The following is a 13,577-nucleotide window of genomic DNA, read 5'->3' as shown; positions in this document are numbered from 1 at the left end:
TTAGCTATACAGATGACTTACAGCTGCAGATGCTCATAATAGGCATTTTCCAGTTTACCATATATTATGCACGTGCTTGAGCAAAAGTAATTCCTCAATGTTAGACTAGCAATGCATGTATGAAAGCGCTTATAAATAAGTTTACATACAAAAAAACGTTTGTTATAATCATATTACCTTAATGATTAAAATATATAGCGGAGGATGGGAGAAATATCCAATGCTGCTGACTGAGAAGCAGTTGGAGGGACGGATTACGGAATTGGAGAAATAACGAAGTTGGATCGGATGCTGCCCACGTTGATGTAATTGGTGTCATTAATCAAGTCGGTAACGGAGTCATGAATGACTTGAAGCTTGCGAAGTATTTAAGAATTCCTCCCTCCTACAAGAAAGTCAACATGAAATAATTACAGCAGGGTTCAATTGTCGGATCGAGTAGGCAAACCTTGCTGTTTTATTTTTGGGTGAAAAAGTCGCCCTGTGGATTAAAATTCAATTACGTACATTTGATCCGAGGATTATTTGCGATCCGATAAGGAAGCGTTGGCCAAAAAGGTTTGGACATTCCGATGATGTCTGCCTCATCAGATTTTACCCATAAATGAAAGGAGGCTACCTTGTGTACAAAATGGAGCAAACCTACGATTTGGAACGATTAATCCAACAAAATCTGCATATTCACACTACGTATTCGCCTTGTGCCAAACCTGAAATGATTGCCCGCGATATTGTGAACAAGGCAGTGAAGGACGACATTCGGGTCATCGCGTTTACCGATCATTATAACAGTGGAGATTTTCCGATACTGGACACGAATCGCGAGTTAAAGAACCAAGTAGAGGAATGCGGCACGGATCTCAAAGTTTTGTACGCCTCCGAGTTGTCAGCATACGGTATCGGCAAATTTCTCGATGCGCCTGTCATTAATGAAGCTTTGGATTATCGCCTGTATGCCTATAATCATTATCACCTCGATTACTGGGAACACCCCGAAGACAAGTCACCGCGAGGGTATGTGCAGCATGCGCTGCAAGTACTGGAGTCGTTATTTGCTACAAGTCGGGCCGATTGCATAGCCCATCCTTTTATCGGCAGATTTATTCATTGCTTCGAAGACAAGACGCTCGTTACGAAGGAGATCACGGATAACGAACTGGGCGATATATTGGAAAAGGGTAAACGAAGCCAGGTTGCCTGGGAATTGAATGTGCCGGCTTTATTCGCCGATCCGGAATTTTCGAAACGATACTGGCGTATCGGCAAAGAGGTTGAAGTTGTGTTCCATTTGGGTACTGACGCCCATTCGATGGCCGCCGTCTCGACGTCCCAGCACTTGGAGCGATTAAAACAGTTATTGGAGTAAGCAGGTTCCTAAAGCGAAGCGCAGCTCCAGATACGCCTCTCCGAAAGTGTATCATACTGCGTCGAGTCGTTTACTCTAGACGAATAAGCATTTAACTTAATGAATGAGAATATAAATTGGCTGAGTAAGAACTACAAGCTGTGACGCTTATATCGGGCGGCGGTGCACATTGCAAGCTAAATTTCGAATATTAAGGAAGTGATAAGTATGTCGAACGTTCATGAATTGAAACATAACCATCCATTCTCCGGTGTGTATTCATTGCTGCTTACCCCGTTTCTGCAAGACGGAAGTATAGATTGGAACTGCTACGATAAATACGTAGATTGGCAGCTCTCCATGCAGCCAAACGGCCTATTTGCCGTTTGCGGCAGCAGTGAGATGGGGATGCTGACCTTGGATGAACGGTTGTCCCTTGCGGAAATTGCTGTGAAGAGGGCGGGCAATACGCCGATTGTGGCTACTGCCAACGTCAGCCCCGACACTGGCAACCACGCTGAAGAATTGCGTCGCATGGAGGAGACCGGCGTGTCCGGTGTGGTTTTCATTCCTCCAAAAGGAATGGGTGAAAATCAAGAACGGCTTGGTGCATATTTTGCTGATCTGGCTGATCGATCATCGGTGCCCGTCATTTTATATGAGTGTCCGTCAAATAAGCCGCATCTTATCGATCCGCATGTGTACAGCAGCCTTGTTGTTAATCATGGAATTGTAGGGATAAAGGATACGACTTGTACGATCGAAGGTATTGAGGCGAAAATCAAGGGTGCTCCAAATAGTATCGTCTACCAAGCAAATACGCAGCACATGTTGGATGCAATTCATCTCGGTGCAAGAGGCATCATGGCCATTACGGCAACGGCTGCGGCTGACGTCGTGATACAGCTATGGCGCGAAGCATCAACCCATTCCGACATGGCAGTTAAGACTCACAAGAAGCTTGTAGCTTTAAATGACGCGTTGGGCTTGGGCTATACAGCAACCGCAAAGTATCTTGCGGCATTACGTGGAATACCCATGAGTCATGTAACGAGATCAAATAAAAGCCTGAGCGAAGAAGCGGCAGCAGCGATACGCACATGGCACGTTTCAACCCTATGAATAACAAACCATCAATCATTAAGATGCAATATCCTAACAATGTAAACGCTTTAAAGGGATAGTATTAGAGACTCTCAATGAAAAAAGTAAATGTCTTAATAAAAAAGGGGGTGATTGAAGAAAAGGACGAATGGAACATCATCTTTCTGGATTGAAGAAAAGTAGGAAAGGCTCGTGAAGGAGTATGACCATTAGGATGTATATAGTCAGGCATGCCCAGCCAGCGAATCAAGAGCCAGGCTATACAGGCGGGCCTAATTACCCGCTGGGCAAGCTTGGATTGGAGCAGGCAGCGTGTGTAGGAGAACAATTCGCCAATTGGCTGCCACTGGATGTTATCTACTCCAGCACCCTGCAAAGAGCACTTCAAACAGCAGAAGCGATCCATAAAAGAAGGAGTGTACCTTGGTATGTGTATCCGGCGTTATCTGAAACGGATCGCAGAGGCTGGCCACTGATGCGTGAATTGGTAGGTGCAGGGAGCTATGAGGTCCATGCTGAAAAATCCGCTGCTAACAAAGCCGCTCAAAGCGAGCATTACCCGCTACTATCTAAAGTAGGAGAGCTGTTCCCCGGTGTACAAACTGGAAGAGACTTCGATTGGCCGGACATTTGGCAGCCTGCTCTAGAATCGGAAACGAGAGAGAAAACCTATGATCGCGCGAGACGTGTAATGGCGACTATCAGAAAAATTCATGAAGGCACAGATGTCACGATTGCTATTGTATGCCATGCGGCGTTTGGTTCCGTTATGCTTAACGACCTGCTTGGATGCGATCCGTGCGACCATAACCGGTTCAGCTTCTCACATGCCGCCATTGCCAGGGTTGATATAGAGGATGACGGTACGGTAAGTCTCCGACTATTGAATTATGTTGGGCATCTTCGGCAGGAAATGGTCACTGAAGGTCTGGAATTGTAGGATAATACCCCGTTCCTAACAAATAAATTACTGGAGGAATCAAAATGAGTAAGAGTTTCAATTTATATGGTAAAGTTGCTACGTTTGGTTTAACCGTTGCTATGATGACATCATGTTCAAGCTCTGGTGGTACTACGGCTTCACCTGCACCATCTGGATCATCTTCAACTCCTGCGGGGCCTGCGCCAACAATCAATATTGGTTTCAAAGGAGTGTTTGCAGATGGTGACAGAACAAACAATCCAGTATTAACAGAATTGCAGAAAAAAACAAACACTGTCATTAAAGTTCAAGAAATGCCGGACGATGGTTATGTTCAAAAAATCACCTTACAATTTAACAGTGGTACGGCACCTGATATCGTTCATGCTAGTACGGATACAACAACAATTGGTATGATTAACAATTTTGGCGCAAACGGTTTGTTAAAGAAAATGTCCGATCTATTACCTAAAATGCCTAATGTTCAAAAATTTTATGACAAAGAGATGCAAAGCAAATTTGTAAATGCAGATGGCAGTTTATACATATTGCCTACACCAAGAGATGTTGGTTATGGCGCAGTATTTATTAGACAAGACTGGTTGGATAACCTGGGTTTAAAAATCCCAAAGACCTTTGATGAATATAAGGAAGTTTTAAAACAGTTTGCAACAAAAGACCCGGACAAAAATGGTAAAGATGGCGATACTTACGGCGCTGTTTTTGATAAACAAAGTGGTTTGGAACCTGCATTAGCACCTTTCGGTGTTCCTTACGCAGATTGGATGAAAACGGCTGACAACAAATTAGTTTGGTCACAAATAACTCCTGAATACAAAAAAGCAATCGGTTTTGCCAGAGAATTGGTGGCAGCCAAAATAGTTGATCCCGAATTTGTAACCTATCAACCAAACAATGGTAAAACTCAACTTATAAGAAACAGCAAAGTCGGTGTATATCAGGGAGTTTCGTCCGGTGCTGCTGCAGACTTAGCTATTATTCAGGAAAAGACACCTAATGCTAAAGTCGTTGTTCTAGAGGTTCCACCAGCACCTGGAATTGCAAAAAGTGTATCAGCATATGGAAACATTATTAAAAAAAATAAAGACGGTTTGCCTGTTGGTTTCTCCAGCATATGGGCTGTGAATTCAAAAGTAAATGCCGATGTTTTAGACGGTATTGCAAGAATTTTTGACTTTACATCTGGCGACCAATTAATGACAGTTGGTGTTGAAGGAAAAGATTACACAAAATCAGGTAATGAATATAAACTATCTAAAGACTTAAAAGGTTTAAGACAAGATGGTGCTTGGGATGTTTACACCATCGGCAATATGGAGGGGCAAAGAGAGTTCTGGAAAGACCTGTGGCCAGCAGAAACAGCTACTAACATGGCTAATACAGGATTATCCACTCAACCAAGAGTCGTATATTTCTCAACTCCTACAACAGATTCACAATTAACACAAATTACAGCTAAAGCAACTGAAATATTTACACAAATTATTTCAGGTAAAGTGGAATTAGACGCAGGCTGGGCTGAATGGGAAAAACAATTTAAATTGTTAAAAGGAGATGTCATGTCTCAAGAAATAAACGAAAGATATGCTAAAAACGCTAAGTAAAGCAAGCATATTATTTTAGAACTTACAAGTGCAAGAATAAGAATTTCTTGTCCTTGCACTTATTGACTAAAAGATAAAAAACTCCGTTTAGTAAAGAGGAGATGCCGAAATGTTTGTTCAAAATATCAAGAAGCACTTTCCACTCTATATGCTTTTATTGCCTGGGCTTGCATTTTATATCATTTTTAAGTATGTGCCTATTGTTGGTTATTTAATGGCTTTCCAGGATTTCAAAATTGGTAAAGGTCTATTCGGGAGTCCGTGGGTTGGCTTAGATAACTTTCGTTTTATGTTTCAAGACAATAATTTTGTAAACGCTTTGAGTAATACGCTCATAATCAGTGTATATAAACTTATTTTTGGAACTATCGGCCCCATTATTTTGGCATTATTACTAAATGAAGTTATGGGTACTAAATTTAAAAAAGTAATCCAAACCATATCGTATTTGCCTCACTTTATATCATGGGTAATCATTGCCGGTATATTGACAGGGATCCTTTCTTCTAAAGGTATCATCAATTATGTTTTAGTTGAGCTGTTTCATCAAGATAAAATTATTTTTTTGGCAGACCCCATATATTTTAGAAGCATTATGGTCATTACCGAAGTATGGAAAAACCTAGGCTGGGGTACCATTATTTATTTGGCTGCCATCTCCGGAATAGATTCTGAAATGTATGAAGCGGCAATTGTGGATGGGTGTTCCAGATTTAAACAAGCCCTGTATATAACACTTCCTTGTATGATACCAACAATTATTGTACTGCTGATTTTGCATTTAGGAGGTATTCTTAACGCGGGGTTTGAGCAGATTTACTTGTTCTATACGCCACCTGTATATCCTGTTGCGGATATTTTGGATACATTGGCTTTACGTATTGGTATCCAGAATAATTTTAACTATGGAGTTGCAACGGCTATCACCATATTTAAATCAGTTGTAGGTTTACTCTTGATTATTGCTGTAAACAAAATAGTCAAATATGTGGATAAAGATCATGGCATATGGTAGGAGGCTAAGATGACAAGAAGAACAACAGGTGAGAAAATATTCGGTTACGTTAACGGGTTACTGCTAATCATTTTTTGTATCACCATTTTATATCCATTTATTAATATTATTGCTATCTCTTTTAGTTCTACGGCTGCTGCTAACACTGGTTCAATAACTGTTTATCCGATAGGTTTTAATATAGCAGCCTATAAATATCTGGCTAATTACAGTCAGCTTTTGACGGGTTTTAATGTAACTATGTTTGTGACGGTCATAGGTACAGCTTTAAATTTAATTTTTACAGTCGTTACAGCGTATCCATTATCAAGAAAATATTTACCATACAGAAAACCTGTTAAATTTTTCTTATTGCTTACCATGCTTTTTCCACCAGGTATTGTGCAGCTTTATATTCTTTATATCAATTTAAACTTAATCGATTCGATATGGGTTTTAATAATACCGGGACTTATTAATACATTTAACGTCATTGTTATGATTAGCTTCTTTGAAACGATTCCACAAGAAATTATTGATGCTTCCAGAATTGATGGTTTATCAGAGATACAAATGATTTTCAGAATTATATTCCCGCTATCGATGGCAGCTATAAGCACAATTGGCTTGTTCTATGCTGTAGATCACTGGAACGCCTGGTTTAATGGCTCTATATTCATAAACACCAAAGACAAATGGCCTTTACAGCTAGTGTTGAAAAATATTTTAAGTACAACGATAGCCGCCGACGCTAATGTGGATACGGGTACAGTTCCTCCAGCCTATCAAATACAAATGGCCATGGTATTTATTACAACATTACCTATTTTGCTTGTATATCCATTTATCCAAAAATACTTTGTAAAAGGCGTTATGATTGGTGGTATAAAAGGCTAATTCAGGAGGTACTTATGATAGAAGTAAGAAATTTAACGAAGCATTACGGAAAACATGTAGCGGTAGATCATGTAAGCTTTACCATAGCTGATGGAGAAATTGTAGGCTTTCTTGGACCCAATGGAGCAGGTAAATCTACTACAATGAATATGATGACCGGATACATCGCTTCAACAGAAGGAGAGGTTATCATATCGGGACATCATATTTTGGATGAGCCGGAACAAGCAAAATCTAAAATAGGCTATTTGCCTGAACAACCACCGCTCTATTTTGACATGAAGGTAGATGAATATTTAAACTTTGTGGCTGATATAAAAAAAGTCAAGTCAAGTCAAAAAAAGGCAATGATTGAAGTAATAAAAGAAACGGTAAGGATTAAGGATGTGTCAAAGAGATTAATAAAAAATTTATCTAAAGGCTATAAGCAAAGAGTTGGTTTAGCACAAGCTATGATAGGTAACCCTGAAATCATTATTTTAGATGAGCCTACAGTAGGTCTAGATCCTAAACAAATTATTGAAATGCGCGACGTTATCAAAACACTTGGGAATAATCATACAGTCATTTTAAGCTCACACATACTTTCAGAAGTTAGTGCAGTTTGTGACAGAGTGATCATTATTAATAAAGGCAAAGTTGTTGCTTGCGAGACTCCTGACAAATTGTCAAATAACTTGATACAGGGTTCTAAATTGTTGTCTCGTATTAAAGGAACAGAAGCAGAAATTAAACAGGCGATCGCTAGTTTTCCATTAATCAAGCATGTACAAATAGTGGGCAGCAAAGAATGCGATACGCTGGATGTTATTTTCGAGGGCGACAATCATACGGATATAAGGGAATTTATTTTTCATGCTATGTCAAAAAGTAATTTACCGGTATTAACACAACAACCTCTTAATCTTTCCCTGGAAGAAATTTTCTTAGAAGCAACAGGAGAAAGGATTCATTATGACAAGCATAATTAAGAAAGAATTAAGAACCTATTTTACTACCATGTCAGGATATATTTTCTTGACATTTTTATTATTACTTTCAGCGGTATATTTTGTAATTGGAAATATAAGTGCGCAATCAGCAGATTTTTCGGGAGTATTAACAAGTATTGCGGTTTATTATTTATTTTTAATTCCCATATTGACCATGAGGTTATTTGCGGAAGAGGCTAAATTAAAAACAGACCAGTTATTATACACATCGCCTCTTTCCATAACGGACATCACTATAGGCAAATTTATAGCTGCTTCGATTGTATTATGTATAGGTACAGTACTTACATTCATCTTTCCTATCCTATTATTACTGTTTTCAGATATTAACCTGATGCTCATCGTTGTTAGTTATTTGGGATTTATCCTGTTTGGTTTAAGCTTAATTAGTGTTGGCATGTTTGTATCGTCTTTAACAGAAAACCAAATCATAGCTGCGGTTATCACATTTGCAACGGTATTTTTATTCTTTATCATGGACGGTTTAGCAAAAGCGCTGCCAGCTGATAAAATGAGCTCCTTATTTTTTATTACAGCAATAATAGGTATATTTGGATTCATCGTATACGACAGTACGAAAAATAAAGCTGTGGCCGTTTGTATAACCCTTCTATTCATAGCAGTAGAAGTGGTTTTATTTTTCATAAAGCCAACCTTATTTGAGGGTACAATTGCATATGTTTTACAATGGTTTTCCGTGTTCAACAGATTTACTAATTTTCAGCGAGGCGTTTTACATGTATCTGACATTATTTATAACCTTACCTTTTTTATTGCGTTCACCTATTTAACTATAAATGGAATTGAAAAGAGAAGGTGGAGGTAATAATGACGAATTTAATTCAAACCTTGAATAATAAAAAATTTAGATATGGAGCATTCTCAACATTAACAGCAATTGTCGTTTTAGCGGTGTTAATCATTGTAAATTTCATCTTTTCCAGTTTAAATTTAAGTTATGATGTTAGTAAAAACAAATCATACTCCATATCCCAATATTCCATAGATATTATAAAAAAAGTACAAGACCCAATAAACATTTATGTTTTAGCCAAACCTGGGAGTGAAAACCCTGATTTTAAAGATATGATCCTCGATTATACAAAATATAACAGTAACATTCAGGTTGCTGTAAAAGATCCCAATTTATATCCGCAGCTTGTGGAAAAATTTAAATCGGACCCGTCGCAAGCGGTCTCAAGCAACAGCGTTGTGGTGGAAAATGGAAAAACAAATAAGTTCAAATTAATAGATGCCGGGCAAATGATAACAATCGGATTTGACCAGCAAACCTATAAAGAATACGTACAGTCCATCGATGTTGAGCCTCAAATTACGAATGCCATTGAACATGTTACAAGCGATAAAACACATATCATTTATAGTATCGCAGGCAATGGTGAGCTATCTTTGCCAGAAAAACTCACTGATGCCATTAAACTAGCTAATTATGATAGGAAAGATATAAATCTATTAACAGATGATGTTGCAAAAGAAGCAAATTTAATCTTTGTAACAACACCTGCCAAAGACTGGACATCAGAAATAGCAAATAAAGTAAAATCATACTTACAAAATGGCGGAAAAGCGGTTTTTGCACTTAATTATACGTCTTCCGGTTTTCCTAATTTAATGTCAGTGTTAAGTGCTTATGGAGTGTCTGTAGATAATAAAGTAATCATAGAACCAAACACAAATCATTCTTTACCTAATCAGCCAACGGTATTGCTGCCTAACCTGGAAGCCAATGAAATTACAAAAATTTTAGCAGACAAACAATACAAGGTATTGCTGCCTGTAGCAGCTGGTATAAAACAAAATAGTATGAAGAGAAATTCTTTGAAAATGAATCCATTATTAACCAGTTCATCCGAGTCTTATGCTAAAAACAGCTCAGCACAAAGTGTTGAAAAAGCGAGCGGCGATACGTCAGGACCATTTAATTTGGCAGTTATGATTACGGATTATACGGATACGAAATCTTATTTGGAAACAAAATTAGTCGTTATTGGTACAGATACGTTAATATCACCTGAAGCCAATTCAGTATCCGGAGGAACGAATTATAATTTCCTGGTAAATTCAATAAATTGGACTCAAGGCAAAGAAAGCGGAAGCTACATCCCTCCTAAAGCTCCTAATGCTGCTACACAATTACAATTAAGCGGCGGGCAAGCAGTTATCCTAACTTTAGTAACCGTAATTGTTATTCCATTGATCATCTTAGTTACGGGTATTGTGGTTTGGGCTAAAAGGAGAAATAGCTAAATGAAAAAGAAAATCATATTTTTTATCGCGGTAGTCGCAGTTTTGATTATCCTGCTCATTATTCAATTTGCAATTCAAACTAACAATCAAAAAGAAGGAAGTCGAGCAGCGGCAGCGGCAACTACCGGATCAACACCAACATTTTCGATTGGCGGTAGTGAAAGCGATGTAAAAGAAATCAAAATCGTTAACACAGCTGGTGTGATTAAATTGGTATCTACAAAGGGGATTTCGGGTAACGAGAGTATAGATTGGGTTTTGGAAAACAAGCCGGACTTTCCGGTTGACCAGAAGTTGTTAAACGATATGACTGGAAGCGCCATATTGGCCAAATTCGATTTACTTGACGAACATGCAACGAATTTAAAGCAATTCGGGTTAGATCCTGCAAATGCTGAAGTGAGGGTTACTCTTAATAATGGTAAAGAGCATACAATAAAAATAGGTAAACCAACTCCGGATCAGGCGAATTATTACGCTGTTATTAACAATGAAAACAGAATTTATTTAATGAATAGCAGTAATGCAAAAAAATTATTAGCAAGTTTAAACGAGTTTTTTGATAAAAAAATACCTGAAATTAATTTAAAAAACTTAAAATCGATTGAGATCCTTAAATCAGGAAAACTTTATTTAGATCTTAAAGCAAAACCAAATACAGAGTCTACACCTGCATCTTTACCAGGGGCACATCTTTTACCAACTAATCATGTAGTGATGAAGTATCCTGTACCCGACAGAGATGTTTACTTGGAGGACTTTGCTAAAAGGACTTTTGGATTGCCTGCGGGTACTACCAATTTAACTGAGACTACGATAAAAGTAGTATCCCTGGTTGATGAGAAGCCGTTAGACATGGGACATTTCGGACTTTCGGTGCCTGCATTAGAGCTGAAAATTCTAGATGATAAAAATGAATATCATCTCCTATTAGGTGATGCAAGCGGAGATATCATTTATGCTAAATTTGCTGACAAGAACTATATATTTTCGATAAACCGGGAAAGTATCCATTCCTTACTTACATTTGAGCCCATTCAGTTTATAGATCGCTTTTTAGCTTTAACCAATATTGTTGATTGTGATCAAATTTCAATAGAAGCCTCATCTTCGAAATTCAATGTAACAATTAATCATAAAGAATTACCTTTAGCAAGAGGACAATCAACTCAAGGAGAAGAACAGAGCGGAACCTTGAACGGTAAAGTGATTCAGGTTGATCAATTAAGAAAATTTTATGAAATGATCATAGGACTAAGCTTTGATGCGTTTATAGAACCTGTAGAAAAGCCTGGAACCCCTTTAACTACGATAACATATAAAACTAAAAAAGGAGATAAGACCGTAGCTTTCTATACATATAAGGATAACTTCTATTTAGTAAAAGTAGGTGATGGAGCTGCTCAATATTTAATAAATAAACAAGCCGTTGATGAAGTCATAATGGCTTGTACAGATATTTTGTCAGATAGATTTTGAGTTCACTTTTAAGTTCTTGAATCACATAATAAGGGGATGGCGCTCGTTGAAGGCACTGATTATTTCTGATATCCACGCCAATATTTATGCATTAGAAAACATATGGAAGCAAGAAAAAGACAGTGATGTGATTTATTGTGCGGGAGATTTGGTTGATTACGGACCTTTTCCCAAGGAAGTACTACAATGGATTACAGAGCATAAAGCTTTGTGTGTGAGAGGAAACCATGATGAGCGTGTAGCTGCCTTATATCGCAACCAAGATCAACTGTGGAATGTTTCGCTTGAAGAGCGAACTTGGGCGCATGACAATGCTCAAAAGCTTAGTGAGTCGGATATTGAATTTTTGGAAAATCTGCCTCATTCACTTGCATTCACTATGGATTCTATTGGATATACCATGCAGCATATGTACAACAATTACGAGACCATTCCTAGTCTCCATCATTATTATAGCTTCTGGGAACAGCAGACCAAGGAACCGATTACGAGCATGGAGCATAAACGAATGATATTCGGCCACACGCATCGGAGAGCTATTCATTATCTAAGCAACCATGAGCTGTGGATGAATCCCGGAAGCATCTCGTATCGCAGACCTGACGATCCATGTAAAGAGGCACATTATATGACGATTACAGATGGACGTATCGATATGAAGAGCTTGCAGTACGATCGATCACCCCTACTGCAGGCAACCTTGTCTACAACACTCAAGCAAAGAGGAGAACTGGATGTAGCTCTTGTTTTTTTCGGGGAAAACTAGAGGTAGAAAGGATCAAAATGACGAAAGTCAAATCAAGATGCGAGCGGATGCCTATTATCAGGGCTTCCGCTTTTGCTTTTTGTCGTGGATATCTAAATGTGAAGTGCATCGTAATCGCCCATAAAAATAATGTCGAAATTTCTCGGATAATATATTGCAAAAGTAAGTTTATTTTTGCGAAAACTCCTTTTTTGGTTTATTAAAGTAAACCGAGGAACGGGCAGATTATGCTAATAAGATGTGGGGCGTTCGAAAAGGAGAAATATAGTGTACGACACTAAATTGTAATGGACAAAACGTGTTTGTTGAACAATTCGGGGATGTCAGCTATGCCCGCTTCTCCTATTCGGGTACGGTTCAGGTGGATGTATATGCCAATGAGACTATTGAAACGTTCGGCATTAGTCCACTCAATTATCAGATTGCGGGCATCAAGGATGGAAGCAAGCTAACCTTCAGCATCTCGGAGCCAAGGACTTTAATCATAACGATTAACTACCTCGAGAAGCTGTTACTCTTTGCTGACGGTCTGGAAGCAGATGCGCCTGTCATCGGAGCTCCTGGCGTCGTCAATCAGGTTTTATTATGATATTAAGCGAACTTTGGCGTCAATATGAAGCGGACAAGAGAATTCAAGGGTTTAGTCCAAATACATTAAAAGCTTATTCTCTGCAGCTCAAGATGTTGGTTACGGATCTTGGGGACATAGATATTTCTGAGACCACACTGAATCTGCTGAAGGAATATTTGGCTAAGCAGTCCGAGCGCTTGAAGCCGAGCAGCTTAGGGCACCGCATTCGTTTTGTAAGATCCCTATTCCGTTTTGCATTTGAAGAAACCTATTTACATAACAATCCTTCGCTCAAACTGCGTGAACCCAAAATGGATAAGAGAATTCCTAAGTTTTTGGTGGAGGAAGATGCAATTCATCTGAAAATCTCTTGTCAGACGCTAAGGGAAAGAGCACTGCTTGAAGATTCTATACAGCACCGGCTGTCGAATTGGAGAAGTTGAGAAGTTAAATATAGAGGATTTGAACTGGGAGAACTGCTCTGCCATTGTAAATGGGAAGGGTTCAAAGCAAAGAGAAGTATATTTCACCACGGAATGTAAAGTATGGTTGAAGAAGTATTTAGCAAGTCGTGAGGAGTTTAGTTCGAATATATAATAAAAATATCAGGACAT

Annotated in this window: 14 protein-coding genes; all 14 read left to right on the top strand. The window is 38.6% G+C overall.

Features of this window, described 5'->3' with window-relative positions:
- Positions 1 to 622: 622 nt before the first annotated feature.
- The 14 genes from LRL21_RS33130 to LRL21_RS33065 all read left to right on the top strand — a co-directional run bounded on the left by LRL21_RS33130 (position 623) and on the right by LRL21_RS33065 (position 13,560).
- Positions 623 to 1,366, top strand: coding sequence for a PHP domain-containing protein (locus LRL21_RS33130; protein ID WP_420832519.1), 744 nt, complete (start codon positions 623 to 625; stop codon positions 1,364 to 1,366).
- A 207-nt stretch (positions 1,367 to 1,573) separates the two neighbouring features.
- Positions 1,574 to 2,467, top strand: coding sequence for a dihydrodipicolinate synthase family protein (locus LRL21_RS33125; protein WP_240420075.1), 894 nt, complete (start codon positions 1,574 to 1,576; stop codon positions 2,465 to 2,467).
- Positions 2,468 to 2,663: 196 nt separating this feature from the next.
- Positions 2,664 to 3,389: a histidine phosphatase family protein gene (locus tag LRL21_RS33120; protein ID WP_240420074.1), complete on the top strand. Its 726-nt coding sequence runs from the start codon at positions 2,664 to 2,666 to the stop codon at positions 3,387 to 3,389.
- Positions 3,390 to 3,433: 44 nt separating this feature from the next.
- Positions 3,434 to 4,996 (top strand): extracellular solute-binding protein, encoded by a 1,563-nt coding sequence (locus LRL21_RS33115; RefSeq protein ID WP_240420073.1) that lies wholly within the window; start codon positions 3,434 to 3,436, stop codon positions 4,994 to 4,996.
- 109 nt (positions 4,997 to 5,105) lie between these two features.
- On the top strand, positions 5,106 to 6,011 hold the full coding sequence (locus tag LRL21_RS33110) for an ABC transporter permease (RefSeq protein WP_240420072.1): 906 nt from the start codon (positions 5,106 to 5,108) through the stop codon (positions 6,009 to 6,011).
- A gap of 9 nt (positions 6,012 to 6,020) precedes the next feature.
- On the top strand, positions 6,021 to 6,887 hold the full coding sequence (locus tag LRL21_RS33105; RefSeq protein WP_240420071.1) for a carbohydrate ABC transporter permease: 867 nt from the start codon (positions 6,021 to 6,023) through the stop codon (positions 6,885 to 6,887).
- A gap of 14 nt (positions 6,888 to 6,901) precedes the next feature.
- Positions 6,902 to 7,858, top strand: a complete 957-nt coding sequence (locus LRL21_RS33100; protein WP_240420070.1) for an ABC transporter ATP-binding protein — start codon at positions 6,902 to 6,904, stop codon at positions 7,856 to 7,858.
- Complete coding sequence (locus tag LRL21_RS33095; protein ID WP_240420069.1) at positions 7,842 to 8,705, top strand: ABC transporter permease; 864 nt, start codon at positions 7,842 to 7,844, stop codon at positions 8,703 to 8,705. Before LRL21_RS33100 ends, LRL21_RS33095 begins: the two co-directional genes overlap by 17 nt.
- A 2-nt stretch (positions 8,706 to 8,707) precedes the next feature.
- Complete coding sequence (locus LRL21_RS33090) at positions 8,708 to 10,147, top strand: GldG family protein (RefSeq protein WP_240420068.1); 1,440 nt, start codon at positions 8,708 to 8,710, stop codon at positions 10,145 to 10,147.
- Entirely contained in the window at positions 10,148 to 11,626 is a 1,479-nt protein-coding gene (locus LRL21_RS33085; RefSeq protein ID WP_240420067.1) for a DUF4340 domain-containing protein, read from the top strand.
- A 46-nt stretch (positions 11,627 to 11,672) separates the two neighbouring features.
- Entirely contained in the window at positions 11,673 to 12,392 is a 720-nt protein-coding gene (locus LRL21_RS33080) for a metallophosphoesterase family protein (RefSeq protein ID WP_240420066.1), read from the top strand.
- Between the two features lie 298 nt (positions 12,393 to 12,690).
- Positions 12,691 to 12,981: a hypothetical protein gene (locus LRL21_RS33075; RefSeq protein ID WP_240420065.1), complete on the top strand. Its 291-nt coding sequence runs from the start codon at positions 12,691 to 12,693 to the stop codon at positions 12,979 to 12,981.
- Complete coding sequence (locus tag LRL21_RS33070; protein ID WP_240420064.1) at positions 12,978 to 13,406, top strand: tyrosine-type recombinase/integrase; 429 nt, start codon at positions 12,978 to 12,980, stop codon at positions 13,404 to 13,406. Before LRL21_RS33075 ends, LRL21_RS33070 begins: the two co-directional genes overlap by 4 nt.
- Positions 13,363 to 13,560 carry a tyrosine-type recombinase/integrase gene (locus LRL21_RS33065; RefSeq protein ID WP_240420063.1) on the top strand — a complete coding sequence of 66 codons (198 nt, stop codon included), beginning with the start codon at positions 13,363 to 13,365 and terminating at the stop codon, positions 13,558 to 13,560. The genes LRL21_RS33070 and LRL21_RS33065 overlap by 44 nt, the downstream gene beginning before the upstream one ends.
- Positions 13,561 to 13,577 lie beyond the last annotated feature (17 nt).

The organism is Paenibacillus periandrae, from assembly GCF_022458865.1.
Classification (GTDB): Bacteria; Bacillota; Bacilli; order Paenibacillales; family NBRC-103111; genus Paenibacillus_S; species Paenibacillus_S periandrae.
Note: the sequence above shows the minus strand (reverse complement) of the source record. Positions and strands in the feature narration are given on the sequence as shown.